Below are 24,708 nucleotides of genomic sequence, written 5' to 3' on the forward strand. Positions count from 1 at the left end.
CTGCCATGTCTTGCCCGGTCGTCCGGGATCCTGGTGTCGGTCTTGCTGCATGGTCACGCCGTTGCCTGGTCACGGGCCGCGAGGATCGCGGCGCGGACCCGGTCGGGCGTGGCCGGCAGGTGGTGGATGCGTGCGCCGCTGGCATGGGCGATGGCGTTCAGCACAGCGGGCGCGGTCGGGATCAGGCAATGTTCGCCCAGCCCCTTGGCCCCGTAAGGCCCGTGGGCATCGCCGGATTCGATGATGATCGACTGCACCGGCGGCACGTCCCCGATGGTGGGGATCAGGTAGTCATGCAGGTTCTCGGTCCGGCCGGGCAGGAATTCCTCCATCAGCGCAAGGCCGAGGCCCTGGGCGATGCCGCCCTCGATCTGGCCTTCGACCAGCAGCGGGTTGATGGCGCGGCCCACGTCATGGGCGGCGGTGAAGTTCAGCAGCTTGACCGTGCCAAGCTCCATGTCGACCTCAAGCTCGACCATCTGGGCGGCGGTGCCGAAGACGGCATAGGGTTCGCCCTGCCCGTTCTCGTCCAGCGGCAGGGTTGGCGGGTCGTAGCTTTCGACCACTTCCAGCGCGTAGCCTTCGGCCTGCGGCAGGTCGATGCGGCGGGTCACGCCGTCCTCGGTCAGTTCCACGGCACCGTCGGCAAAGGCGATCACCGCGCCCTCGCCCACATTGCCGAGGCGGAGGATCTGGCTGCGCAGCGCCTCGCCCGCAAGGCGCGCGGCATTGCCGGTGATGAAGGTCTGGCGGCTGGCCGATGTCTTGCCCGCGTCGGGGGTGACGTCGGTATCGGGGCCGATCAGCGTGACCTGCGAGACCGGGACGCCAAGCGCCTCGGCGAAGATCTGGGAGATCACGGTGTTGGACCCCTGGCCGATATCGATGGCGCCCTGGTGCAGGATCAGGTCCCCGGCCGGGGTCACGCCCGCGCGGATGGTCGAAGGGTTCGACATGGAGGTGTTGCCGCAGCCATACCAGCCGCCTGCCACGCCGACACCGCGTTTGCGGTCGGCATGGGTGGCGTTGAAGGCCTCGGCCTCGGCCAGGGCGCGATCCCAGGCGGGTTTCAGGGCGTCGAAACAGGCGTCGATGCCCATGCCGGTGTCAAAGACCTGGCCGGTGACGGTAGGGGCGCCATTGGTCAGACAGTTCATCCGGCGGAAGTCCAGCCGGTCCATCCCCAGCTTTTCCGCCAGCAGATCGTAGAGCTGTTCCTGCGCGACCGCCGATTGCGGTACGCCGAAGCCACGGAAGGCGCCCGAGGGGGCGGTGTTGGTGTGGATCCCGGCGGAATTGGCCTCGTAATTCGGGGTCAGGTAGGGGCCGGAGGCGTGGATCGGCACGCGGTTGGCCACGGTTGGGCCCCAGCTGGCATAGGCGCCGGTGTTGAAGGTGCCGTCGAAGCGGGCGGCGAGGATGCGGCCGGTTTCGTCGGTCCCGATCTCCATATGCACCTCGGAGGGGTGGCGCTTGGTCGAGGTCGCGATGCTTTCGGTGCGGGTATAGGCGATGCGGACCGGGCGGTTCAGCTTCCACGCCGCCAGCGCGACGAAGGGCTGTGCGGTCAGATCGAGCTTGGACCCGAAGCCGCCGCCGGTGGCGGTCGGCACGATGCGCACGGCCTCGGGCGGCAGGCCCAGGATCCCGGCCAGCCCGTCGCGGTTCATGAAGGGGGCCTGGGTGCAGCACTGCACCTCGATCCGGTCGCCGACGCGGCGGGCGGTGGCGGCCTCGGGTTCGATATAGGCGTGTTCGATGAAGCCGGTGGAGAAATCGCCCGACACCACATGCGCCGCTTGCGCCATCGCGCCCGCCGCGTCACCCCGCCGGACGAGGCCGCGGCACATCAGGTTGTCGGCGCGGGTCGGGTGCAGTTGCGCGGCCTGAGCGGCACCCTTGGGGGTCAGGTTGGCGGGGCGTTCCTCCCACGTGACGGGGAAGTCCGGCAGGGTGGCGAGGGCTTCGGCTCTGCCGACGATTGCCGCCACGGCTTCGCCCTTGAAGCGGGTTTCGCCTTCGGCAAAGACCGGCTGGTCCTCGAACCCGGGGATGGTGCCAAAGCAGTTCTCGCCGGGCACGTCGGCGGCGGTCAGGATCAGGTCCAGCCCGGCCGCATCGCGATAGGCGTCGAGATCGCCGAAGGTAAATCCCGCGCGGTGGAAGGGCGAGCGGATGACGCGCAGTGTCAGGGCATCGGCTGGGGCCACGTCATCGCCGAACAGCTCTGCCCCCGACACTTTGGGCCAGCCATCGAGCCGCGCGACCGGGGCACCGACCGCGCCATCCGCCGGCGCGTCATCCGTCGGGGCTGCGCCGCCCGCGTCCAGAACCGCCGCGATGATCTTGCGATAACCGGTGCAGCGGCAGAGCACACCGCCCAGCGCATCGGCAACCTTGTCTTCGGTCAGCACCTCGCCCGAGCGCAGGAGGGCTATGGCCGACACCATCATGCCCGGCGTGCAGATGCCGCATTGCGCGGCCTGGTGGCGCTGGAACGCCTGGGCGAGGCGCAGCGCATCTTCATCCGCGCCGACCAAGCCGGCCTGGGTTTCGACCTTGCGCCCCTCGGCCTGACCCGCAGCGGTGATGCAGGCGCAGACGGGTTCACCGTCCAGCAGCACGGTGCAGGCACCGCAATCGCCGGCATTGCAGCCGACCTTCACATCGCGCGCCCCGGCGGAATTGCGCAGCATGTCCGACAGGCGGGTCGTCGGCGCGGCGGCCAGAGACATGTCGGTGCCGTTCAGGGTGAAGGCGATCTGGCCCTTGGGTTCATCCAGCGACATGCGGGGGCTCCATGGCTTGGTGGATCGTGCGGGTGACGAGGGTCCGAACCGCATCCTGGCGATAGCTGGCCGAGGCGCGGACATCGGTGATCGGGGTCAGGTCGGGCAGATCGGCGGCCTGGACCAGCCCGGCGACAGCAGCGGCATCGGCGCCGACCAGCGCCTCTTCCAGGGCGGTGGCGCGGAACGCGACCGGCGAACAGGCCCCGACCGAGATCGCCGCGCGGGAGATCACGCCGTCGTCGGATTTGATGACGGCGCTGACCATGGCGATGGAAATGACGAGGTAGCGGCGCGAGCCGAGCTTGAGAAACGCGCCCTGCCCCGCCCGGTCGGGAATGAGAAGCGCGGTGATCATCTCTCCGGCCCCGAGGTCGACGGCGCGCGGGCCCTTGATGAAGTCCTGAAGCATGACGGCCCGGCGGCCTTCCGGGCCCATGATCTCGACCTGGGTGTCGAGCGCCATGAGCGTGGGCACGCCATCCGCCGCCGGCGAGGCATTGCAGATATTGCCCGCGAGAGTGCCGGTGTTCTGGATCTGGACCGAGCCGACCTCTCGCGCCGCGAGTTTCAGGCCGGTGAAGAGCTGCGGCAACTCGGCCCGGACGATATCGGTCCAGGTCGTGGCCGCACCAAGTCGCCAGATGCCATCGCGCAGAGAGATGTCGCGCAGCCCCTCGATCCCGGTGACGTCGATCATGCATTCGGGCGGCGTTGCATCGCGCAGGGCCGGATAGACGTCGGTGCCGCCGGCCAGAATCGTGCCGCCGCCTTCGGCCAGAAGCGCCAGGGCGGCATCAATCGATTCGGGGCGTTGCAGCGTCATATGGGCCTCTCCGATGCGCCGGGACGGGCCCGGAGCTTCATTTGTGTGCAAACGATATGAACGCAGCCTAGGGAGTTGCACGAAAAGTTGTCAATCGTCATGGCAGCGTTCCGGCCCCGCGAAGTGGAAAAAGCAGAATTCGTTTGTGTACGAATGAATATTGACGCAGCATCTGCCGTGAAATGTAGCACAAGGAGCACCGCGATGACCGATCTTGCCGACGATCTGATCCTGGAAGGCGCCCCCGCCGGATTCGGCCTGCCCGCCGGCTGCCACGCCCTGACCGTCACGGAGGTGCAGCATTACACGGACCGCCTGTTCCGGTTCCGGGTGACGCGGCCCGCGAGCTTTCGGTTCCGGTCGGGCGAGTTTGTGATGATCGGGCTGCCCAACGCGGAACGGCCGGTGATGCGCGCCTATTCCATCGCCTCCCCCGCCTGGGACGAAACGCTGGAATTCTACTCGATCAAGGTGGCGGAGGGGCCGCTGACCGAACACCTTCAGAAGATCCGAGTGGGCGACACGGTGCTGATGCGCAAGAAAGCGACCGGCACGCTGGTCCTGGATGCGCTGAAACCGGGCAAGCGGCTTTGGATGCTGTCGACCGGAACCGGCATCGCGCCCTTCGCCTCGCTGATCCGCGACCCGGACACCTATGAGCGATTCGAACAGGTGATCCTGTGCCATGGCTGTCGCGAAGTTGCGGAACTGGCCTATGGTCAGGAGATCGTGGAGGCGACGAAAAATGACCCGTTGGTGGGGGAATATGCGGCGGATCGCCTGCATCTGTATAATGCCACCACGCGCGAGGCCTATCCGGTACAGGGGCGCATCACCGACCTGATCACGTCGGGCGCGGCCAGCAAGGCCTTGAACCTGCCGATGATTTCGCCAGCGGACGACCGTGTGATGATCTGCGGATCGATGGCGATGCTGAACGATTGCCGGGACATCTGTCTCAATTCCGGCCTTGAAGAAGGCGCCAACAACCGGCCTGCTGAATTCGTGGTCGAAAAAGCCTTCGTGGATTGAGCCATGCGGATGCGCACTTCAAAACTGTTGACATACAAACGATCGCCGTGCGTTCGTATACAAACGAATATCCCCGCGATGCGGCCCGCCCCAGACCTAGCCCGACCCCCGGTTCAGACCCCGGAGCATGCCAAGTGACAGACGCACCGACAAAGCGCAGCCAGGCCGAGAAACCGGACAAGATCCGCTGCGATGCCTGCCCGGTGATGTGCTACATCGCCGATGGCCGGTCCGGCGCCTGCGACCGCTATGCCAACGAGGGCGGAGAGCTGGTGCGTCTGGACCCGCTGACCATCCTGGAAAACCGCGAGGACACGCCGCTTGTCCCCTTCCTCGACCGAGAATGGGACGGAGAGATCGTTTCCGGCGAGGATACGTTCATCACAGCTGTCGGGTCCGGCACGACCTATCCCGACTACAAGCCCGCGCCGTTCATCGTCGCGTCGAAGGCCGCGGATGCCGACATGATCACCGTCGTGACCGAGGGGATCTTCTCCTACTGCGGGGCGAAGGTGAAGATCGACACCGACCGGCACCTTGGCTCGGAATGCGCGTCGGTGCGGGCCGAGGGTGAAGTGATCGGACATGTCACGACGTCGGAATACGGGTCGCAGATGCTGTCGCTGGGCGGCGTGAACCACCTGACCGGCGGATCGAAGAAAGAGGGCCGTGCGACCTGCAACGCGCTGCTGGCCCTTTGCAACGGCGAAGCGGTCGACATGACGATCGACGGCGGCGCGGACCTTCAGATCACCGCGGGCGAGGCCCCCGTGGTCAACGGTCAGCCCGAGGAACGGATGCGCGTCGGCTGTGGCTCGGCCACGGTGGGCATGTTCGCCGCCCAATGGATGGGGCTGGTGGACGAGGTCGTCGTCGTCGATGACCACATCACCGGCGTCATGTCCGAACACCAGGCCGGCAAGGTCATCGGATGGGAGCCATCGGGCATCCGCATCAAGGGCCGCCGATCGACGCCGGGGCGGTATTTCCAGGTTGCGGAACCCGGCACCGGCTGGGGCGGCACCGACCTGACCGATCCGCTGACGATCCTGGACACCTGGCAGGAGGCCAAGGGCGCGCGCCCGGGCCTGTCGCTGCTGATGGTATCCACCACTGGCGAAAACGCCGCCTATTACGAGCTGAACGAGGACCTCGTGCCGGTTCAGCTGGACATGCCCGACCGCCTACTCCCTTCTGTCCGGCGCATCGAAGAGAATTGCGAGCCCTCTCTGGCTTCGGTTCTGTTCATGGCCGGGGCGGGCGGGTCGCTGAGGTCAGGCGTGACGGAAAACCCGGTCTCCCTGACCCGGTCTGTCCAGTCGCGCCTGACCCGCGTGACCGTCGGGGGCGCGCCGGTCTTCATGTGGCCAGGTGGTGGGATCACCTTCATGGCGGACGTGACGCAGATGCCGAAGAACGCCTTCGGTTATGTCCCCACCCCGGCGCTGGTCGCCCCCATCGAATTCACCATGTCGGCCAGCGATTACGCCGCGCTTGGCGGGCACATGGATTACGTCATGCCGCTGGAAGACGCGCTGCGCGGCGCGAAGGGGCGGCAGAACGATCACATCCTGTCGGGCCAGCGGGCGGAGCGGCGCAAGCCCGGATCGCCCTGGCCGGTCACGCGTGCGGATGCCCGCAAGGAGACATCCGAATGAGCTTTATCGAAACCGCCCGCGCCACCGCGATGCCCGACGGGCGGCTGCGCCTGAGCCATGGCCCGATCGACATGATCGTGACCGCCGAGGGGCCGGAGGCTGCCGTGCGCGCGGCTTACCATCGGGCGCAGGCGGCGTTCCTGCCGCTGCTAAACCGGCTGGTCGAGGAATTGCCGCGCCTGCGCAGCGCCGAGGGGCCGGACCTGTCGGGTCCCGTGGCGCGTCGGATGCAGGCCGCGACCGAGCGGTTCCGCCCGACCTTCGTCACGCCGATGGCGGCCGTGGCTGGGGCCGGGGCGGATCACGTGCTGGCGGCGATGCTGCAGCCCGGTCACGGGCTGACCCGCGCGCATGTGAACAATGGCGGGGATATCGCGCTGTGGACGTCTGGGATGCCGCTGCGGCTGGCCATCTGCGAGGACCCGGTGACTGGTGCAGCCGGGGCGCGGGCCGAGATCGGGCCTGACAGCGGGATCGGCGGGATCGCAACCTCCGGCTGGCAGGGGCGGTCGCATTCTTTGGGCATCGCCGATGCGGTGACCGTGCTGGCCCGCGACGCGGCCAGCGCCGATGCCGCCGCGACCCTGATCGCCAATGCCATCGACCTGCCCGGCCATCCCGCCGTCACCCGCGAGCGAGCCTGCGACATCGCTCCGGACAGCGACCTCGGCGACCGGATGGTCGTCACCGGTGTCGCGCCGCTTTGCGACCGGCAGATCGCGCAGGCCCTCGACGCGGGCGAAGCTGTGGCGCAGGATTACCTGGACCGGGGGCTGATCCTGTCGGCCTGCCTGGCCGTGCAATGCGCGCGGCGGATCGTCGGCGGCGCGATTGCGCCCGTCGCCGGACTGACCGCGCAGAAGACGAAAGACCTGACCGATGCCTGAACCCCAGATCCGCAAGACCGCGATCCTGACCGAGACAATCTATCACGAGGGCGGCCCCGCCCCCGAGGTGCCGCAGCGCCGCGCCGCCTGCATGACCGTGATCGCGAACCCCTTTGCCGGGCGCTATGTCGAGGATATCGCCGGGTTCATGGAAGACCTGAAGCCGCTGGGCGCGCAGATGGCGCAGGACCTGATCGATGCGCTTGGCGGCGATGCAGCGGCCGTCGAGGGCTATGGCAAAGGCGCCATCGTCGGCACTAATGGCGAGCTGGAGCACGGCGCACTGTGGCATGTGCCCGGCGGCTACGCCATGCGCGAGAAGATCGCGGACAGCATGGCCATCGTGCCCTCGACCAAGAAGGTCGGCGCGCCGGGGGCGCGGCTGGACGTACCGGTGACGCATACGAATGCCTCTTACGTTCGGTCGCATTTCGACGCGATGGAAGTGGGGCTGGCGGATGCGCCCAAGGCCGACGAGATCCTGCTGGTCCTCGTCATGACCACCGGGCCGCGCATCCACGCCCGTGTCGGCGGCCTGGCCGCGGCGGACGTGAAAGGCGAAGACGGGCTGAGATGACGGCACGGCGGATCATCACCCTGGTCGAGGAGACACGGACCGAGATGGGGCAAACCCTGCCCCGCCCCTCGCGTCGCGCCCTCGCCGCGTCGGTGATCGCCAACCCTTTCGCGGGCCGGTTCGTCCGGGACCTGTCCGAACTGATGGAAACCGGGGCCGAGCTGGGCCACGTGCTGGGCGAGGCTGCCCTCGCCGCCCTTGGCTGCGAGGCGTCCGAGGTTCAGGGCTATGGCAAGGCCGCCCTGGTCGGCGAGGCCGGGGAACTGGAACATGCCGCCGCGCTGCTGCACCCCAAGCTGGGCGCGCCCCTGCGCAACGTGCTGGGCGGTGGCAAGGCGCTGGTGCCGTCGTCAAAGGCAATCGGCGGTCCGGGCGACGTGCTGGACGTGCCGCTAGGGCACAAGGATGCGGCCTATGTGCGGTCGCATTTCGACGGGATGCGGATACAGCTGCCCGACGCGCCCCGCGCCGGTGAAATCGTGGTCGCCGTGGCCCTGCAGATCGAGGGGCGCCCCCTGCCCCGCGTCGGCGGGCTGACCCACGAGGAGATGGTCGGGGAGGACGGGCTGAGATGAGCTTTGCCACCCCGAAGCCAGGAATGCCCGCGCCGTGCGGGGAAGAGCTGGCATCCTATTGGACGCGGCCCTCAAACCGCGCCCCAAGACCCTGAACCCGAAGGAGGAAGACCGATGACGAATTTCGTGCGCAACGCCTGGTACGTCGCAGCCTGGTCCACCGAGATCGACGATGACCTCCGACGGTTCACCATCCTGGGCGATCATATCGTGATGTTCCGCAAATCCGACGGCACAGTCGCCGCGCTGGAGGATCGCTGCCCGCATCGCCTGCTGCCGCTGTCCAAGGGCAAGCGGATCGGCGACAATGTGCAATGCGGCTATCACGGGCTGACCTTCGACGGCACGACCGGCATGTGCACCCGCGTGCCGGGCCAGACAAACCTGCCGAAATCTGCCTATGTCGAACGCTTCCCGATCGAGGAACGCCACGGCATCGTCTGGATCTGGATGGGCGATCCGGACAAGGCCGACCCGGCCAAGGTCTTCGACATGCCCGAATTCACCGATCCGGCCTGGAAAGTGCATCACGGCGACGCCCTGCACCTGAAATCGAATTACCTGAACGTGGCCGAGAACCTGGTCGACCCGGCGCATGTGAGCTTTGTCCACCCGACGACGCTGGGCAATGCGGCGTCGGAAAACGTCCCGGTCCATGTCCAGACCGAAGGCGAGGCCATCGTCGCCTGGCGCTGGATCCGGGATGCGGAGCCCATCGGGTTCTTCAAGAACTTCGGGGGGTTCACGGGTAATGTGGACCGCTGGCATTACTACTACCTGCACACCCCCTGCACGGCGGTGATCGATTTCGGATCGGTCGAGACGGAAAAGAAATGCGCCGAAGAGGACCGCAACGAGGGCGTCCGGATCTTCGCGCTGCATTTCATGACGCCGGTGACGGAGACCTACACGATCGACCGCTGGCTCCATATCCGCAACACGGCGCTGGACGACCCGGAGGCCGAAACCAACATGGATGCGATGTTCCGCAAGGCCTTTGACGAGGACAAGGAGATCCTCGAGGCCGTGCAGGAAGAGGAGAACCGCCCGCAGAAACGGCGCCCCATCCGCATCGCCATCGACAAGGGTCCGCTGGTCTATCGCAAGCGGATCAACGACCTGCTCGAACTGGAGCGGACCGAAGACCTTGCGAGCGATCCGTCGCCCGCATTTGTCTACCACGACTAACCGGCGTAAGACCGGATCACCAAGGTTGCCCCTAGGGCAGCCATACCAACAGGAGAGACCCTCATGAACCTCACGCGACGCATGATGCTCGCCGCGGCCACCGCCCTGGCGCTGGTTCCGGCGGCAGGCATGGCCCAAGAGACGATCAAGGTTGGCGAGATCAACCATTACAAGCGGATGGCGGCCTTCGCCGAGCCCTACAAGATGGGGATCGAACTGGCGCTGAAGGAAATCAACGCGGATGGCGGCGTGCTGGGCAAGCCGCTGGAATTCGTGTTCCGCGATGACCAGGGCGACCCGGCCGAGGCGGTGAAGATCGCCGAGGAACTGATGACCCGCGATGGCGCGGTGATGCTGACCGGCACGATCCTGTCCCATGTGGGCCTGGCGCTGTCGTCCTTCGCGGCCGAGAAAGGGTACCTGTACCTGGCCGCCGAACCGCTGGCCGACAGCCTTGTCTGGGCCTCGGGCAACCCGAACACCTTCCGCCTGCGCGCCTCGACCTGGATCCAGGCGGCGATGCTGGCCGAGGAAGCGGCCAAGACCGACGCGGTCAAATACGCCACGATCGCGCCGAACTACGCCTATGGCCAGGACGCCGTCGCGGCCTTCAAGGAGAACCTCAAGCGGCTGAAGCCCGAGGTGGAGTTCGTGGCCGAGCAATGGCCGGCTCTGTTCAAGATCGATGCCGGCGCCGAGGTGCAGGCCATTGAACGCGCCAAGCCGGACGCGATCTACAACGTGACCTTCGGCACCGACCTGGCCAAGCTGGTCCGCGAAGGCGGCGACCGTGGCCTGTTCGACGGGCGCAATGTCTATGGCCTGCTGACCGGTGAGCCCGAATACCTCGACCCGCTGGGCGACGAAGCGCCCGAAGGCTGGTTCGTGACCGGCTATCCCTGGTACGCCTTCGAAGACGGCACCCCGGAAAAAGCCTTTGTCGACGCATACATGGAAGAGACCGGCGAAACCCCGAAAATCGGTTCGCTCGTCGGCTACCTGACCGCGCAATCCATCGCGGCGGCCATCGAAAAGGCCGGTGCCACGGATACTGCCGCGCTGATCGAAGCCTTCGAAGGGCTGGAGATCGAGGACACGCCGATCGGCCCGCTGGCCTATCGCGCCGTCGACAACCAGTCCACCATGGGCGCCTATGTCGGCACCCTGGCGCTGGAAGACGGCAAGGGCGTGATGGTCGACTGGGAATACAAGACCCCGGACGGCTACCTGCCCAGCGACGAAGAAATCACCGCCATGCGTCCGGCTGAATAAGCCCGACCCCGGCGGCGCGGCCCGTCCGCGCCGCCGGAACCGCACGCCCCAGAGACGGGGCGCTGGCGGGGTGAGACGCCCCTTCCCTTTTCACCGCCGTGACCCGGCCATCCCCAGATGGCGCGTGCCTGTCCGGCGACCCGACCGATCCTTCCGCACCCGGCCCCCGGCCCGGTTCGGACAGACCTGCAAGACCAGAGGTTCCCTGCCCCCATGGCCTTTCTATTCGCCCAGTTCCTGACCGGACTTGCCAATGCCTCGTCCCTGTTCCTCGTGGCCTCCGGGCTGTCGCTGATCTTTGGCGTCACGCGGATCGTGAACTTCGCCCATGGCTCTTTCTACATGCTGGGGGCCTTCATCGGCGTCACGCTGATGGAAATCCTGCCCGGCCATTTCGGTTTCTGGGGCTCGATCCTGCTGACCGGCCTCGCGGTCGGGGTGATCGGCGCCTTTGTCGAGATCGTCGTGCTGCGCCCGATCTACCGCGCACCCGAGCTGTTCCAGCTGGTGGCGACCTTCGGGGTCATCCTGGTGATCCAAGACCTCGCGCTGATGATCTGGGGCGCGGAGGACCGGCTGGGACCGCGCGCGCCGGGTCTGCGCGGTGTCTGGCGCATCTTCGGTGAGCCCGTTCCGAAATACGATATCGTGCTGATCGCGATCACGCCCTTCATCCTGTTCGCGCTGTGGTACCTGATCACCAAGACGCGGGTCGGCGTGCTGGTGCGCGCCGCGACGCAGGACCGCGAGATGGTCGGCGCACTTGGCGTGAACCAGGCGTGGCTGTTCACCGGGGTCTTCGCGCTCGGCTCTGCCCTCGCCGGTTGGGGCGGTGCGCTGCAATTGCCCAAGGGCGGCGCGGACTTGCTGATGGATTTCAACATCATCGGCGCCGTCTTCGTCGTCGTGGTGATCGGCGGGATGGGGTCCCTGCCCGGGGCCTTCATCGCGGCCGTGCTGATTTCGGTCCTGAACGTGCTGGGCGTCACCTATATCCCGCAATCGACACTGGTGCTGATGTTCGTCGTCATGGCCATCGTGCTGATTATCCGTCCCTACGGCCTGCTGGGCCGCGAGGAGGTCGCGGGCGAACATGGCCAGGTCGGCGCGCCGGAAACCCCGATCCGTCCCTACGGGCCGACGGGTCAGGCGGTGATCGCGGCGCTGTTGCTGGTGCTGGCGGCGCTGCCGCTGGTGGTCGACCAATTCGTGCTGATCCTGATGATCGACATGGTGGTCTTTGCATTGTTCGCCGCGTCGCTGCATTTCATCCTCGGCACCGGCGGGCTGGTCAGCTTTGGTCATGCCGCGTTCTTTGGTGGCGGGGCCTATGCGGCGGCGCTGCTGGTCTTCCATACCGGAACCCCGATGGAGCTTGCCTTCCTCTTTGCGCCGCTGGCGGCGGGTCTGTTGGCGCTTGGCATCGGGTGGTTCTGCATCCGGCTGACCGGCGTCTATTTCGCGATGCTGACGCTGGCCTTTTCACAGCTGGTCTGGTCGCTGGCCTATCAGTGGCGCGCGGTGACGCGGGGCGATGACGGGCTGGTGAATATCTGGCCGTCGGACTGGCTGAGCGAGACGATCCCCTATTACTACTTCACCCTGATCCTTGGCATCGGTGGCATCCTGTTCCTGCGCCACGTCATCCACGCGCCCTTCGGCTATGCCCTGCGCGCGGGTCGTGACAGTCCACGGCAGGCCGAAGCCATGGGGATCAATGTCAAGCGCGTGCAATACGCGGCCTTTGCCCTGGCGGGCGTCATGGCCGGGCTGGCCGGTGGCATCTTCGTCTTCTCCAAGGGGTCGGTGTTCCCGACGGAGCTTGAGATCGCGGCCAGCTTTGACGCGCTGATCGTGGTCTTCCTGGGCGGCGTGAAGACGCTGGCCGGCGGGGTCGTCGGCGCAGGCTTCATGACCATGGTCGAGGATTGGTTGACGCGGCTGGAATACTGGCGGCTTCTGCTGGGCCTGGTCATCATCGCGGTGGTCATCATCGCGCCCGAGGGCATCGTCGGGTCCATCCGCACCGCCTGGAACAAGTACCGCGGCACTGAAGAGGAGATCGCGAAATGACCGAGATCCTGCGCGTCGAGAACCTGAAGAAGAGCTACGACGGCTTCCTTGCGGTCAACGGGGTGTCCTTCTCCGTCGAACAGGGCGAGCTCAAGGCGCTGATCGGCCCGAACGGCGCCGGCAAGTCCACCTGTTTCAACATGCTCATGGGGCAGCTGAAACCGACCGAGGGCGATGTCTGGTTCGACGGGGAAAAGATCACCGGCAAATTGCCGAGGGAGGTCTGGCGGCGTGGCGTCGGGCGGACCTTCCAGATCACCGGCACCTACCAGTCCATGACCGTGATCGAGAACGTGCAGATGGCACTGATGAGCCATCACGGCAAGCTGTTCTCGATCCAGCCCCGGGCATGGAAGCTCTACCGGGAAGAGGCGTTCGAATTCCTTGAAACCGTGTCGATGCAGGATCAGGCCGACCGGCCCTGTTCGATCCTGGCCTATGGCGACCTGAAGCGGCTGGAACTGGCGATTGCCCTGACGCACCGCCCCCGGCTTCTGCTGATGGACGAACCGACCGCGGGCATGGCGCCCTCGGCCCGGGTGGAACTGATGCAGCTGGTGGCGGATATCGTGCGCGACCAGGGGGTCAGCGTGCTGTTCACCGAGCATGACATGGACGTCGTCTTTGCCCATGCCCATCACATCATGGTGCTGAACCGGGGCGAGCTGATCGCCGACGGCAACGCCACCGAGGTCCGCAACAACCCGCAGGTTCAGGAAGTCTACCTGGGCGGCGGAACGCTCTTCAAGGAGGCCGAGGATGCTTAACGTCGAAGGCATTCACAGCTATTACGGCAAGGCCCACATCCTGAACGGCCTGTCGTTCGAGGTGCGCCGGGGCGAGGTCGTGGCACTGCTGGGCCGCAACGGTGCGGGCAAGTCCACAACGATGAAATCGGTGATGCAGCTCGTGCGGCCACGCACGGGCCGGGTCATGTTCCAGGACGATGACCTTGTGGGCCAGCCGGCCTACCGCGTCGCCAAGTCCGGGATCGGCTACGTGCCCGAGGATCGCCGCATCTTCACCGACCTGACGGTTATGGAAAACCTCGAGGTCGGCCGCCAGCCCAAGCGCAAGGACGCGCCCGACTGGACCATCGAGCAGCTGTTCGAGATCTTCCCCAACCTCGCCGAGCGCCGGGGCAATCGTGGCAAGCAGATGTCGGGCGGCGAACAGCAGATGCTGACCATCGCGCGGACCCTCATGGGCAACCCGGCCCTGCTGCTGCTGGACGAACCGTCGGAAGGGATCGCCCCGGTCATCGTGGAACAGATGGCCGAGACGATCCTCAAGCTGAAGGCCGAGGGGCTGACGGTCATGATCTCGGAGCAGAACCTGCATTTCGCGCGTTCGGTAGCGGACCGGGCGATCATCATCGAAGGGGGCGAGAAGAAGTTCGACGGCTCCTTCGCGGAGCTGGAGGCGCATCCGGAGATCCGCGATGCCTACCTGTCGGTGTGACCGGGTGCGGCCGGGGGACGTGGCGTGGTGCTGGGCGTAGTGCCGGGCGTTGCGCCTTGTCCCCCGCCCCTGCCCCGGCTAATCCGGTGACGGGAGGACCTGCGCGTGACGAGTGAGCTGAAACCGAAGACCAGTGCCGAACATGGCTACCGCTTGGACGAACAGATCGGGTTTCTGCTGCGCAAGGCCTATCAGCGCAATTCCAACATCTTCCTTGAAAAGGTTCCGGGCAAGCTGACCACGACGCAGTTCGCGGTGATGCATCGCCTGGCCGAGGATGGCCCGATGTCCCAGAACCTGCTGGGCCGATCTGTGGCGATGGACGGGGCTACCACGAAGGGCGTGGTCGACCGGCTGATTGCGCGGGGGCTGGTCCAGACGCGCCGCGACCCCGGGGATCGGCGGCGCTATCTTGTGTCGCTGACGCCCGACGGGGTGGTGCTGATCGACGCGGCCGTGGAGGCCGCGATCGAGGTGACGACAGAAACGCTGGAGCCGCTGAAACCGCGCGAACGCGAAACGTTGTTGCGGTTACTGGCACGGATCATGTGATCCGCCCGGCGGTCAGGCGGTGGCCGTGGCGCCCAGAGAGGCGACAAAGCCGGCCAGTTCGACCTCTGCGAAATCCAGCACGACATCGTCGGTCAGCAAGCCGTCCTCGACCTTGGTGTTGGCCATTGTGACGAGGATTTCCTTGCACGGATAGACCACCGCCAGCATCCCGTTCAGGATATATTTCAGGTGCGATTGCGCCCGCACACCGCCAAGCGCCCCGCCCGATGTCGAGACGAGGAAGCAGGGCTTGCCCTTGAAGACCGACTCGTAGGCCGGGCGAGAGGCCCAGTCGATGGCGTTCTTCAGCACACCGGGCACGCTGTAATGTATTCCGGCGTCACGAAGACGAGGCCGTCGGCCTTGCGCACCTCCTCGATGAAGGCGCTGACGGCCGGGTCCTCGGTGAGATCCGCATCGTAATGCGGCAGCGCGCCGGGGTCGGCCGTTGCGTGGGTGGTGCCCTCCGGCAGGCGTGCGGCCAGGGCGCGGGCGGTCGCGCGAGAGGACGAGGCGGCCCGCAGGCTGCCCGGGATCATCAGGATGTGAGGCATGGAAACTCCATTCAGATCAGAGCCTTGCGAGCCATGTCGAGATCGGCGGGAAGACGATCAGGATGGCCAGCGCGACGACCATTGCCAGGACAAAGGGAAAAGCGCCACGGAAGATGTCACCGACCGACAGGTCCGGATCGTCGATGGCCGACTTGATCGTGTAGACCGACAGGCCGAAGGGCGGCGTCAGCAACCCGAGCTCTACCGCGACGACGGTGAGGACGCCGAACCAGATCAGGTCGAAACCCGCGGCCTCGGCCACCGGAAGGGCGATCGGCAGGACGATCAGCATGATCGAGATCGAGTCGATCAGGCAGCCCAGGATGACGATGAGGATCAGGTAGAAGATCAGGAACCCGAACGGCCCGATGGAACTGTCCAGGAAGAACGACGCCAGTTCACGCGGAACGCCCGACAGCGCGAGCATCCGCGAAAAGAACGTGGCGGCGAGGATCAGGAACAGCACCGAGACGGTGATCTGCCCGGTTTCGACCATCAGGTTCCAGAGCGTCCGCTTGGGCAGGGATTTGCGCAGGATCGCGATGACCAGGGCACCTGCGGCACCCGCCGCGCCGGCCTCGGTCGGGTTCAGGAACCCGCCGTACAGACCGCCCAGCACGATCAGCATCAGCGACAGGATCGGCACCGCCTTGCGGAGCAGTTCACCGAAGGAGAAATCCTCGTACTCCGTATGGTCGTCGGCATTGTCGAAGACGAAGTTCTTGCGCTGTTTCGCCAGCAGCAGGATCGTCACGGCAAAGACCACCGAAAGCAGCAGCCCCGGCCCCACGCCTGCGAGGAACATCCGGCCCACCGATTGCTCGGCCAGCACGGCGTAGACGATCATCAGCAGCGAGGGCGGGATCATCATGCCCAGCACCGACGACCCGGCCACCACGCCGGTGGCGAATTTCTTGGAATAGCCATGGCGCGTCATCTCGGGCACCGCGACGCGGGAAAATACGGTGGCGGAGGCGATGGAGATCCCCGTGATCGATGCGAAGACGGCGTTGGCAAAGACCGTGGCGATGCCCAGCCCCGCCATGACCCTTCGCAACATCTTCTGGAAGACGTCGAACGTGTCCTTGCCGACATTCGAGACCGTCACCAGCAGTCCCATCAGCACGAAGAGCGGGACAACGGCGAAAAGGTATTCGCGCAGGCTGTCATTGCCGACCGCGCCCAGCATCCGAAGTGCAACGACATCGTTGCGGATCATCGACACGCCGAAGAACGACACGCCCAGCATGGCGATCCCGATCGGCATGCCGAGATAGATCAGCACGACCAGCCCGCCGACGGCGGTATATCCAATTTCGAGGGGGCTCATCGCGTGACCTCCGCCAGGCCCGCAGCGGCGCGGGCCGAATGTATCGCGCGGGAGACGAATTCCAGCGCGGCGACCGTCAGGCCGACCAGGATGAACAGGCGGAACGGCCAGGTGGGCAGCGTGCCCAGCCCCGGGGTTCCGATGAATTCGCCCCGCTCCCAATCGGTCGAGAGGACGTCGAGCGTGGCCCAGGCCATCATGCCAACCATCACCGCCCCCACGATCGAGAAGGCCACTTCAAGCGCGGCGCTGGCGCGGGGTCGTTTGCGGCGCAGCGGGTCGATGAACAGGCCGGCACGGGCCAGTCGGTCGGCGCGCACCGTCGCCGCGAATTGCAAGCAGACGATCATGACAAGCAGCAGCGCACCCAGTTCCGAGACAAGTGGCAGCGACGCCCCCATCCCGTTCCGCGCCACGATATCGGCACAGATGATGATCATGAGCCCGGCAATCAGGGCCGTGCCGAGCGCGGCCAGCGTGTTGACCACGCCGCCCCAAATCCGCGCTGGCAGGGAATGGCGCCGCGTCCGGGCGCCATTCTGTTCTGTGTCAAAATTGGTCACGTTCCGGGTCCGCGATCAGAGTTCATCGTCCCAGGCGCGCACCGGCTCACCACCGCGTTCACGCACCCCGTCGATATAGGCCTTCATGAATTCGCGGGCGGGTGTGCCACGCTCTTCCAGACCATCGGCCCATTCCTTGGCGATGTTCGGCATGGCCGTCACCCAGGCCTCGCGGTCGGCTTCGCTCATGTCGGTGATCTGGACCGGCGGGTTCTGGTCTGCGCCGGCCTCGACCATCTTCTCCAGCGCCATTTCGTGGCGTTCGTTCAGGTCCTTGCCGTGGCTTTCCGTGTAGTATTCACCGGCCTCGATCATCGCTTCCTGCACCTCTTCGGGCAGCGCGTCCCAGCTGTCGCGGTTGATCGCCACGGCGCCCGAGAACGCCACGCCCATGTCGACGCGGGTGATATGCGGTGCGACCTCGTAGATCTTGGCGGGCAGCACGCCGAGCGCCAGGGACAGCACGCCGTCGGACACGCCGGTCTGGATATCGGTGTAGAAGGTCGTCAGCGCGCCATCCACCGCGTTCGCGCCGGTACCACGCAGCCAGTTGCCCAGCACGCCCGGTGCCGACAGTTTCATCCCATCAAGATCCGCAAAGCCCGAGATAGGTTCCTTGGTATAGACGTCATAGCTGTCGGTGCCGGTGAAGCCGAGGACCTTGAGGTTGTACTGCTCCCACTCGTTGCGGAACGCCTCGTTCGTCTCGAACAGCTCCGACATCACCTCGAGCTGGACAGCCGCATCGGCGGTGGTGAAGGGTGCGTAGGACGAGGCCTGGCTCATCGGCAGCTTGGCCGGTTCGAGGAACGAAAAGACCCAGCCGATATCGGTGATCCCCTGTTCGACGCTGTCGAGCGTCGCGTTTGCCTTGTAGAGCTGACCGCCGAAGGCTTCGTTCCATTCGATCTGGTAATTGCCGGCTTCGGCCAGAATCTCGTCCGTGCGGGCCATGAAGTGGGTCTTGATCATGCCGACCCACGGAATGACGGTCGGGTGGCTGGAGGCCACGGTCAGGTTGATGGTTTCCTGCGCGAATGCCGCGCCGGGCAGGCTGAGCGCGCCGACAAGCGCAGTGCGTAGCATAAGGTTCATGATTTCTCCTCCCTGAGAATTGGTCAGACGATCTGGAAACTCTGGCTCGACATATCGAGCCGGACCGTCACGGTGCCTTCGTTGATCATCCACGGGCGCACGCGGAATTCCCGCGCGCCCGCCTTGTGCATCGGATCGCTTTCCGCGATCCGGATCGCCGCCGCCCGCGAGTCTGCGCGGATGACGACAAGGCCTTCGCCTTCCCAGCTTTCCTCGTCGTCGGTCCACAAGGGACCGGCGGAATAGAGGATGCCGTCTTTTTCAAGCTGCACCTGGAAGGCCAGGTGTTCTTCGAGCGTTTCGAAGACCGGGCCCATTCCGTTCACCGGCGTGGTGAAGATCGCGTAGAGCTGCTTTTGCAGCATGGCCTTGCTGGCCTCTTTCACGTCGCCTGCCGGCACGGATTTCACGAAGTCTGTCATGGCTGCCTCCCCTTCCCTGTGCCGTCAGCCAGCCTTGCGCTTGGCGATCTCAGCCCGGATTTCCGCGCCATGTTCGTCCAGCTGCGGCGGGGCCAGCACATCGGTTTCGGCGGCACCGTCGAAGTTGTAGGGCGGTCGCACGGTGGTGAAGGTCCCGATCTCGGCGCTTGGCGCGCTGACCTTGATGCCAAGGTGCTGGGCCTGCGGGTCTTCCAGTGCTTCGGAACTGTCATAGGCCGGCGAATGCGGCACTTCGTTCTCGCGCAGCAGGTCGCACCATTCGTCGCGTGTCTTGCCGGCGAAGACCGGGGTGAAATGGGCGATCAGCTCGTCCTGGTGTTCGATGCGCTGCAGACGTTCGTTGAAGCGGGGATCGTCGTTCAGCTGTTCCTGCCCGGTGGCGGCCAGCAGACCATCCCAGAACTTTTCCGGGCTTGAGAGGTGGAAGGCGATCCATTTCCCGTCGGCGCATTCGAACGTGTAGCTTTGCGACACGGTCGGGCGCGACAACGGGCCCATCACCTCGCCGACAGAGTAGTAGTGGGTGAAGCTGTCGAGGTTGAAATGGCACATCGCCTCGAGCATGGAGATGTCGATGCGCCGCCCTTCCCCGCGCTTCTCGCGTTCGAAGAGCGCCGCGATGCAGGCCATGGCGGCATATTGACCGGTGACCGCGTCGGCGATGGCCGGGCCGATGACACGTGGATTTTCCGGCGGGGTCAGAAGGCGCAGATAGCCGCTGGCGGCCTGGGCCACGGAATCGTAGACAGGGCGGTCCTTGGCCGGCCCCGAGGCGCCAAGCCCCGAGATCGCGCAATAGACCAGCTTGGGATTGATCTTGCGCAGCTCCTCCTCCCCCGCGCCGAGGCGTTCGGCGACGCCGGGGCGGAAGTTCTGGATGAAGATGTCGGCGCTGGCGATCAGGCCATGGAACACCTCGAGGTCATCGTCCTGCTTGGTATCCAGCGCGATGGACCGCTTGTTGCGGTTGTAGGTCTGGTAATGCGGCGAATAGAGCCCGCCCTTGAACGCACGGAACGGGTCGCCGGTGCCAGGGCGTTCGACCTTGATGACATCCGCGCCGAGATCGGCGAGGTGCATGCCGCAGGCCGGACCGGTGATGTAGGTACCGAGTTCGACGACACGGACACCTTTGAGGATCTTGACCATGGCTTGCCTCCTCAACCGCTGTTCTTGGACGACGGTTTGCCGTCATAGGTGATCGCCTGATCCGCCACGTTGGACATGATGAACCCGATGGAACGCAGGCTTTCTTCGTAGAGATGAGCCGACAGGCCGGCAGCGCGGGCCAGCAGCGGTACGGCCTTCACTGCCTGAAGCGGGAACCCGGCATCGAGGATCGTCGCGGGAATCGCCCCCGACACGTTGATCGGCAGCGGGCGGCCCGTGATCTCGGGGGCGTGTTTGCCAAGGATGCGCAGGCAGTCGACATATTTCCCGCTGACACCGATCTCGTCCGCCAGGGCCAGCAGGACGTTGGCACGCGGATCGCCGGTATTGTGCTGGGGATGGCCCAGACCGGCGACCTTCTTCTTGGCGGCGGCCAGGTCCTTGAGGCTGGCAATGGCGGCGGTTTCCACATCGGTGCCGTCGGCCTCGGCCTTGTCCAGCACCTCCTGCAGGTAATAGGCGGCAGCTTCGGACGAGCCGGCGACGACGCTGCCCATGCCCAGAAGCCCCGCGGACATGGCGCCCTGCCAGGCATCCGGCCCGGCGGCGAGCGTCATGCGCGCGGCCTGAACGGAGGGGACGAGCCCGTGTTCGGCGATGGCGACCAGGCAGGCATCCATCATGCGGCGCTGCTTTTCGTCGGGGCGCTCGCCCAGCACCAGCAGCCAGAAATAGTCGGTGAAGTCGATCTTCCCGATCAGTTCGTCGCACAGATCTTGGCCGCGCACGGTGATGCTTTCGGCGTCGGATGTCGCGATGGCCGTGTAGCTTTGATCTTGTTTTCCGATGCGCATTACGTATCCTTTTTTCGCATAGCGAAGTTTTTTGCTCTTGCCGAAAGACTATGACCCGGATTAGGGTCTCGTCAAGCATGATTGTTGCGAGGCGGGGAATCGGCTCGCAACGAACGCAAAGGGAGGGCGCGATGCGCGACATCAATCAGTACAAGATCACCGAAGCCGTGAAGGACAGCTTCCAGACCGAACCGGGTAGCCGTTTCGAGCAATTGCTGCATAGCCTTATCGAGCACCTGCACGACTACACGCGCGAGAACAGCATCACCCACGACGAATGGATGCGGGTGCTGAACTTCCTCTACGATTGCGGGAAGATCTCCACGCCCGAGCGGCATGAATTCATTCTGCTTTCCGACGTTCTGGGCTTTTCCGCGCTGGTCGACATGCTGAACACCCGCGGCGGCGCGACGGAGGGATCGAACCTGGGGCCATTCTACCTGGACGACGCGCCCGTCAAGAAACTGGGCGCCGATCTGTCCGAAGGCCGCGACGGTGCGATCGTGCTGGTCCATGGCAAGGTCACCGATACCCTGCACAAGCCGCTGGCGGGCGCGATCGTGGACACCTGGCAGGCCGATGGTGCGGGCACCTACCCAATCCAGGAACAGGAACACGGGCAGGACAAAATGGACCTGCGCGGCAAGTTCACCACCGATTCGGAAGGCCGCTACTACTACACGACCGTCCTGCCCAAGCCCTATACCGTGCCCTATGACGGCCCGGTCGGGGAATTGCTGCGGGCCGGCAACCGTCACTCCTGGCGCGCGGCGCATCTGCATTACATCATCCGGGCCGAAGGCATGGCCGACATCACAACCGAGGTGTTCTTCGAAAATACGGAATACATCGACAACGATGCTGTCTTCGGTGTGCGAAAATCGCTCATCGCCAAGGTTCAGCCGATCCGGAAGGCCGATCAGTTCGATTACGAACTTGACGTAAAGCCGGATGCGGTCTTCGAGTTCGACTTCGTACTCGCACCAGAAGGCTGATCCGTTTGACCAACCCCGCCGACAAACCGTCCGAATTCGTAGACAGCCTCGCCAAGGGCCTCGCCATCCTGGATAGCTTTGACAGCACACATCCCGAGATGACCCTGAGCGAGGTGGCCAAGACCGTGAACCTGTCCCCCGCCGCAGCCCGGCGGAGCCTGATCACGCTGGAACATCTTGGCTATATCGGACGGAATGGAAAGCGGTTCCACCTGACCCCCAAGATCCTCACGCTTGGCTCTGCCTTCTACGGCGCCACGCGGATCGAGGAGGTCCTGCAACCCGAGCTGCGTGGGCTGATCGAACGGTTCGGCGACGCCTCGTCCATCGGGACGCTGGATGGACATGACGTGATCTATATCGCCCACGTCTCGGTCCAGCGGGCCCGACGTGCGGTCGCCACCGTCGGCGCACGCTACCCGGCCTTTGCCACGTCAATGGGACGGGTACTGGTCGCGGGAATGTCCGAGGAGAAGCGCCTGGCCTGGCTGGCCGGGTTGGCGCCAGAGGCCCTGACATCGAAGACCTGTATCGACCCTTGCCGCCTTGGCGAGGAGATCGAGCAGGTCCGCGAAAACGGCTATGCCACGACGGTCGACCAGCTGGATTACGGCATCACGGCCATCGCCGTGCCGATCCGTAATGCCGAGGGGCAGACCGTCGCCGCGCTCAACAGCTCTGGCTATACCGGGCTGGTGACACCGGAACAGCTGGTCGAGGAACGGCTGCCGGAACTGCGCGCCACGGCGTCTCACATAGCCCATCAGCTCACTCGTTACCCGGTCCTCGGATCGGTACTGGCCCCCTGATCCCGAGAGGGAAACCACCGGGGCCGACCAAGACCTGACACTGCAATTCTGGAGGAGAGAATACATGTGCAGACTATGCGATCCCCGGCGGCCCACGCTGCCCTGCCCCACACGGCGCGATTTCCTGAAAGCCAGCACGGTCGGCGGGGCCGCCTTGGCCGCCGGCGCGACCCTTGGCACTGCGGCATCAGCCCAGCAGGCAGCCGAAAGCTCCATCCCCGACGGGATGGGCGAAGCTGGACGGCGCGTTTTGATCCGCGGCGGCGTTGTCCTGTCGATGGATGATGGCGTCGGCAACTTTGCGACCGGCGACGTTCTGATCGAAGGTGGCAACATCGTCGAGGTCGCCGCACGGATCGACGCGCCGGATGCCACAGTGATCGACGCGGCCGGCAAGATCGTCATGCCCGGCTTCATCGACACCCACCACCACCAGTTCGAAACCGCCCTCCGGAGCCAGCTGGCCCACGGGATCCTTATCAATGACGGGCGCGAGGTGAACGCGACCAATTACTACGAGACGATCCTGCAGCAATTCTCGATGGCCTACCGGCCGGAGGACGTCTACATCAACGAGCTGTTTGCCGGCATCGCGCAACTGGACGCAGGCGTGACGACGGTGATGGATGTCAGCCAGATCCACCACAGCCCCGAACATTCCGACGCCGCTATAGAAGGCCTGGCCGATGCCGGCCGTCGCGGTGTCTTCGGCTATTTCGAGGGACATGGCGACCGGACGAAGTACCCCCAGGATGCCCGCCGCATCAAGGAGCAATACTTCGCCTCGAACGATCAGTTGCTGACCATGGTGATGGGCGGCGAGATCTATCTGCCCGGTTATGAAACCTCCTGGCAGATCGGGCGCGAACTCGGCCTTCCGATTGCGCTGCACGTCGTGGGCACATTCGGCATGGCAGGAACCTTCGACGCCCTGGCCGAGGCCGGTGAGTTCGGCGAGGACAACATCTTCATCCACATGACCGGCATGTCCGACATGGCCTGGCAGCGGGCGGCGGATGCAGGGGCCCATGTTTCCCTGGCCGTGCCGATCGAAATGCATATGCGCCACGGCACGCCGCCGATCCAGAAGGCGCTGGACCTCGGGCTGTCGACCTCGCTGTCCTCGGACGTGGAATGTACGATGACGGCCGATCCGTTCACACAGATGCGCGGTCTTATCACGCTGCAGAGGATGTTCGTGAACGAAGCCGCTCTGTCCGGAGCTGACGACTACCCTGCCCTCATGCAATGCGCCGATGCTCTGCGTCATGCCACGATCGAAGGCGCCAAGGGCCTCAAGCTGGACGGCGTGACGGGCAGCCTGACGCCCGGCAAGGCTGCTGATATCATCCTGCTGGATGCAGAGGCACTGAACGTCGCGCCGCTGAACAACGCCGCAGGCGCGGTGGTAACGCTGATGGAACGGTCAAACGTCGATACCGTCCTGGTCGCTGGCAAGCCGAAGAAGTGGCAGGGTCAGATGGTTGGTTTCGACGTGTCGCGCCTGCGTTCCGAACTGGAAGCCAGCCGCGATTACCTGTTCGAAACTGCGGGCGTCGAAAAGGACCTCTTCGCCCTCTGAGAACGCAAAAACCCCCGGTCATACAAGGACCGGGGGTTCTTCTATCCGTTGCGCCACAGCCATTTGGCCGTCGGCCTACACCCTGACGCACTTGTTGTGTGTCTTGCAGTGTAGATTTTGTATTGGATATTGATCGTATGAGAGAACGAGGGGCTTTCTAGGTCTGGCGGCGACCTACTCTCCCACGTCTTAAGACGCAGTACCATTGGCGCGACAGCGCTTAACGGCCGAGTTCGGGATGGGATCGGGTGTTTCGCTTGTGCTATGACCACCAGACCAAGAAAGACCCTCACTCAAGCTCCGCTTGAGTGGGTTGCAAGAGCGATTTGCGAAGCAAACGCGTTGCAACTCCGTGGAGCTTGAGAAGGTGTTGTCCAAGTCAACTGATACACGTTTGTGTGTATGCTTTTGATTGTCCGTTTCAGCCATTGCCTGGCTTCTACTGGATCAAATCAAGCCTATCGGGCAATTAGTACTGGTCAG

Annotated in this window: 22 protein-coding genes, 1 rRNA gene and 1 pseudogene; 14 read left to right on the plus strand and 10 right to left on the minus strand. The window is 65.1% G+C overall.

Going from position 1 to position 24,708, the window contains the following annotated elements; translation table 11 throughout:
* Positions 1-53 precede the first annotated feature (53 nt).
* Positions 54-2,789, minus strand: a complete 2,736-nt coding sequence (locus tag ATO9_RS11045; RefSeq protein ID WP_043748412.1) for a molybdopterin-dependent oxidoreductase — start codon at positions 2,787-2,789, stop codon at positions 54-56.
* Positions 2,776-3,615, minus strand: a complete 840-nt coding sequence (locus ATO9_RS11050; protein ID WP_043748413.1) for an FAD binding domain-containing protein — start codon at positions 3,613-3,615, stop codon at positions 2,776-2,778. Before ATO9_RS11050 ends, ATO9_RS11045 begins: the two co-directional genes overlap by 14 nt.
* Positions 3,616-3,819: 204 nt before the next feature.
* Between ATO9_RS11050 and ATO9_RS11055 the strand changes: the two genes are divergently transcribed.
* The 11 genes from ATO9_RS11055 (at position 3,820) to ATO9_RS11105 (ending at position 14,890) form a co-directional block, all read left to right on the plus strand.
* Positions 3,820-4,647 carry a ferredoxin--NADP reductase gene (locus ATO9_RS11055; protein ID WP_052418242.1) on the plus strand — a complete coding sequence of 276 codons (828 nt, stop codon included), beginning with the start codon at positions 3,820-3,822 and terminating at the stop codon, positions 4,645-4,647.
* A 206-nt stretch (positions 4,648-4,853) separates the two neighbouring features.
* Complete coding sequence (locus tag ATO9_RS11060; protein ID WP_052418257.1) at positions 4,854-6,305, plus strand: hypothetical protein; 1,452 nt, start codon at positions 4,854-4,856, stop codon at positions 6,303-6,305.
* A complete protein-coding gene (locus ATO9_RS11065) occupies positions 6,302-7,192 on the plus strand; it encodes a UPF0280 family protein (protein WP_052418243.1) in 891 nt (296 codons plus the stop codon). The genes ATO9_RS11060 and ATO9_RS11065 overlap by 4 nt, the downstream gene beginning before the upstream one ends.
* On the plus strand, positions 7,185-7,769 hold the full coding sequence (locus tag ATO9_RS11070; RefSeq protein WP_043748416.1) for an amino acid synthesis family protein: 585 nt from the start codon (positions 7,185-7,187) through the stop codon (positions 7,767-7,769). The genes ATO9_RS11065 and ATO9_RS11070 overlap by 8 nt, the downstream gene beginning before the upstream one ends.
* Positions 7,766-8,344 carry an amino acid synthesis family protein gene (locus tag ATO9_RS11075; RefSeq protein WP_043748420.1) on the plus strand — a complete coding sequence of 193 codons (579 nt, stop codon included), beginning with the start codon at positions 7,766-7,768 and terminating at the stop codon, positions 8,342-8,344. The genes ATO9_RS11070 and ATO9_RS11075 overlap by 4 nt, the downstream gene beginning before the upstream one ends.
* Positions 8,345-8,458: 114 nt before the next feature.
* The gene (locus tag ATO9_RS11080; RefSeq protein WP_043748422.1) at positions 8,459-9,532 is read left to right on the plus strand and encodes an aromatic ring-hydroxylating dioxygenase subunit alpha; all 1,074 of its coding nucleotides are present in this window, start codon (positions 8,459-8,461) and stop codon (positions 9,530-9,532) included.
* A 63-nt stretch (positions 9,533-9,595) separates the two neighbouring features.
* A complete protein-coding gene (locus tag ATO9_RS11085; protein ID WP_043748423.1) occupies positions 9,596-10,804 on the plus strand; it encodes an ABC transporter substrate-binding protein in 1,209 nt (402 codons plus the stop codon).
* Between the two features lie 213 nt (positions 10,805-11,017).
* Positions 11,018-12,877, plus strand: coding sequence for an ABC transporter permease (locus ATO9_RS11090; RefSeq protein ID WP_043748426.1), 1,860 nt, complete (start codon positions 11,018-11,020; stop codon positions 12,875-12,877).
* A complete protein-coding gene (locus ATO9_RS11095) occupies positions 12,874-13,644 on the plus strand; it encodes an ABC transporter ATP-binding protein (RefSeq protein ID WP_043748427.1) in 771 nt (256 codons plus the stop codon). Before ATO9_RS11090 ends, ATO9_RS11095 begins: the two co-directional genes overlap by 4 nt.
* Positions 13,637-14,338 (plus strand): ABC transporter ATP-binding protein, encoded by a 702-nt coding sequence (locus ATO9_RS11100; protein WP_043748428.1) that lies wholly within the window; start codon positions 13,637-13,639, stop codon positions 14,336-14,338. Before ATO9_RS11095 ends, ATO9_RS11100 begins: the two co-directional genes overlap by 8 nt.
* 105 nt (positions 14,339-14,443) lie before the next feature.
* Complete coding sequence (locus ATO9_RS11105; RefSeq protein ID WP_043748431.1) at positions 14,444-14,890, plus strand: MarR family winged helix-turn-helix transcriptional regulator; 447 nt, start codon at positions 14,444-14,446, stop codon at positions 14,888-14,890.
* A gap of 12 nt (positions 14,891-14,902) precedes the next feature.
* Here the strand turns inward: ATO9_RS11105 and ATO9_RS25045 are convergent.
* From ATO9_RS25045 to ATO9_RS11140, 7 genes and pseudogenes are all read right to left on the minus strand, one after another.
* Positions 14,903-15,444: pseudogene (locus ATO9_RS25045) on the minus strand (NADPH-dependent FMN reductase).
* A 16-nt stretch (positions 15,445-15,460) separates the two neighbouring features.
* On the minus strand, positions 15,461-16,774 hold the full coding sequence (locus ATO9_RS11115) for a TRAP transporter large permease (protein WP_043748435.1): 1,314 nt from the start codon (positions 16,772-16,774) through the stop codon (positions 15,461-15,463).
* Entirely contained in the window at positions 16,771-17,337 is a 567-nt protein-coding gene (locus ATO9_RS11120) for a TRAP transporter small permease subunit (RefSeq protein ID WP_043748437.1), read from the minus strand. Before ATO9_RS11120 ends, ATO9_RS11115 begins: the two co-directional genes overlap by 4 nt.
* 15 nt (positions 17,338-17,352) lie before the next feature.
* Complete coding sequence (locus ATO9_RS11125) at positions 17,353-18,432, minus strand: C4-dicarboxylate TRAP transporter substrate-binding protein (protein ID WP_043748445.1); 1,080 nt, start codon at positions 18,430-18,432, stop codon at positions 17,353-17,355.
* Positions 18,433-18,455: 23 nt separating this feature from the next.
* Positions 18,456-18,854 (minus strand): YciI family protein, encoded by a 399-nt coding sequence (locus tag ATO9_RS11130; RefSeq protein WP_043748448.1) that lies wholly within the window; start codon positions 18,852-18,854, stop codon positions 18,456-18,458.
* Positions 18,855-18,878: 24 nt separating this feature from the next.
* Positions 18,879-20,024, minus strand: coding sequence for a CaiB/BaiF CoA transferase family protein (locus ATO9_RS11135; protein WP_043748451.1), 1,146 nt, complete (start codon positions 20,022-20,024; stop codon positions 18,879-18,881).
* Positions 20,025-20,035: 11 nt separating this feature from the next.
* Positions 20,036-20,839 (minus strand): citryl-CoA lyase, encoded by an 804-nt coding sequence (locus ATO9_RS11140; RefSeq protein ID WP_043748455.1) that lies wholly within the window; start codon positions 20,837-20,839, stop codon positions 20,036-20,038.
* Positions 20,840-20,970: 131 nt separating this feature from the next.
* Here ATO9_RS11140 and ATO9_RS11145 point away from each other — a divergent pair, with 131 nt between their 5' ends.
* The 3 genes from ATO9_RS11145 (at position 20,971) to ATO9_RS11155 (ending at position 24,225) form a co-directional block, all read left to right on the plus strand.
* Positions 20,971-21,834 carry a dioxygenase family protein gene (locus ATO9_RS11145; protein WP_043748462.1) on the plus strand — a complete coding sequence of 288 codons (864 nt, stop codon included), beginning with the start codon at positions 20,971-20,973 and terminating at the stop codon, positions 21,832-21,834.
* Between the two features lie 5 nt (positions 21,835-21,839).
* Complete coding sequence (locus ATO9_RS11150) at positions 21,840-22,643, plus strand: IclR family transcriptional regulator domain-containing protein (protein ID WP_043748465.1); 804 nt, start codon at positions 21,840-21,842, stop codon at positions 22,641-22,643.
* Between the two features lie 64 nt (positions 22,644-22,707).
* Complete coding sequence (locus tag ATO9_RS11155) at positions 22,708-24,225, plus strand: amidohydrolase family protein (RefSeq protein WP_052418244.1); 1,518 nt, start codon at positions 22,708-22,710, stop codon at positions 24,223-24,225.
* 161 nt (positions 24,226-24,386) lie between these two features.
* Here ATO9_RS11155 and rrf read toward each other — a convergent pair.
* A 5S ribosomal RNA gene (gene rrf, locus ATO9_RS11160) occupies positions 24,387-24,501 on the minus strand.
* Positions 24,502-24,708: the final 207 nt, after the last annotated feature.

Source organism: Pseudooceanicola atlanticus (assembly GCF_000768315.1).
Taxonomy (GTDB): Bacteria; Pseudomonadota; Alphaproteobacteria; order Rhodobacterales; family Rhodobacteraceae; genus Pseudooceanicola; species Pseudooceanicola atlanticus.

What these genes read in the sequence shown, in the direction of transcription:
- ATO9_RS11045 (WP_043748412.1), bottom strand. Translation starts at nt 2,789, where the DNA reads ATGTCGCTGGATGAACCCAAGGGCCAGATCGCCTTCACCCTGAACGGC.
- ATO9_RS11050 (WP_043748413.1), bottom strand. Translation starts at nt 3,615, where the DNA reads ATGACGCTGCAACGCCCCGAATCGATTGATGCCGCCCTGGCGCTTCTG.
- ATO9_RS11055 (WP_052418242.1), top strand. Translation starts at nt 3,820, where the DNA reads ATGACCGATCTTGCCGACGATCTGATCCTGGAAGGCGCCCCCGCCGGA.
- ATO9_RS11060 (WP_052418257.1), top strand. Translation starts at nt 4,854, where the DNA reads ATGTGCTACATCGCCGATGGCCGGTCCGGCGCCTGCGACCGCTATGCC.
- ATO9_RS11065 (WP_052418243.1), top strand. Translation starts at nt 6,302, where the DNA reads ATGAGCTTTATCGAAACCGCCCGCGCCACCGCGATGCCCGACGGGCGG.
- ATO9_RS11070 (WP_043748416.1), top strand. Translation starts at nt 7,185, where the DNA reads ATGCCTGAACCCCAGATCCGCAAGACCGCGATCCTGACCGAGACAATC.
- ATO9_RS11075 (WP_043748420.1), top strand. Translation starts at nt 7,766, where the DNA reads ATGACGGCACGGCGGATCATCACCCTGGTCGAGGAGACACGGACCGAG.
- ATO9_RS11080 (WP_043748422.1), top strand. Translation starts at nt 8,459, where the DNA reads ATGACGAATTTCGTGCGCAACGCCTGGTACGTCGCAGCCTGGTCCACC.
- ATO9_RS11085 (WP_043748423.1), top strand. Translation starts at nt 9,596, where the DNA reads ATGAACCTCACGCGACGCATGATGCTCGCCGCGGCCACCGCCCTGGCG.
- ATO9_RS11090 (WP_043748426.1), top strand. Translation starts at nt 11,018, where the DNA reads ATGGCCTTTCTATTCGCCCAGTTCCTGACCGGACTTGCCAATGCCTCG.
- ATO9_RS11095 (WP_043748427.1), top strand. Translation starts at nt 12,874, where the DNA reads ATGACCGAGATCCTGCGCGTCGAGAACCTGAAGAAGAGCTACGACGGC.
- ATO9_RS11100 (WP_043748428.1), top strand. Translation starts at nt 13,637, where the DNA reads ATGCTTAACGTCGAAGGCATTCACAGCTATTACGGCAAGGCCCACATC.
- ATO9_RS11115 (WP_043748435.1), bottom strand. Translation starts at nt 16,774, where the DNA reads ATGAGCCCCCTCGAAATTGGATATACCGCCGTCGGCGGGCTGGTCGTG.
- ATO9_RS11125 (WP_043748445.1), bottom strand. Translation starts at nt 18,432, where the DNA reads ATGAACCTTATGCTACGCACTGCGCTTGTCGGCGCGCTCAGCCTGCCC.
- ATO9_RS11130 (WP_043748448.1), bottom strand. Translation starts at nt 18,854, where the DNA reads ATGACAGACTTCGTGAAATCCGTGCCGGCAGGCGACGTGAAAGAGGCC.
- ATO9_RS11135 (WP_043748451.1), bottom strand. Translation starts at nt 20,024, where the DNA reads ATGGTCAAGATCCTCAAAGGTGTCCGTGTCGTCGAACTCGGTACCTAC.
- ATO9_RS11140 (WP_043748455.1), bottom strand. Translation starts at nt 20,839, where the DNA reads ATGCGCATCGGAAAACAAGATCAAAGCTACACGGCCATCGCGACATCC.
- ATO9_RS11145 (WP_043748462.1), top strand. Translation starts at nt 20,971, where the DNA reads ATGCGCGACATCAATCAGTACAAGATCACCGAAGCCGTGAAGGACAGC.
- ATO9_RS11155 (WP_052418244.1), top strand. Translation starts at nt 22,708, where the DNA reads ATGTGCAGACTATGCGATCCCCGGCGGCCCACGCTGCCCTGCCCCACA.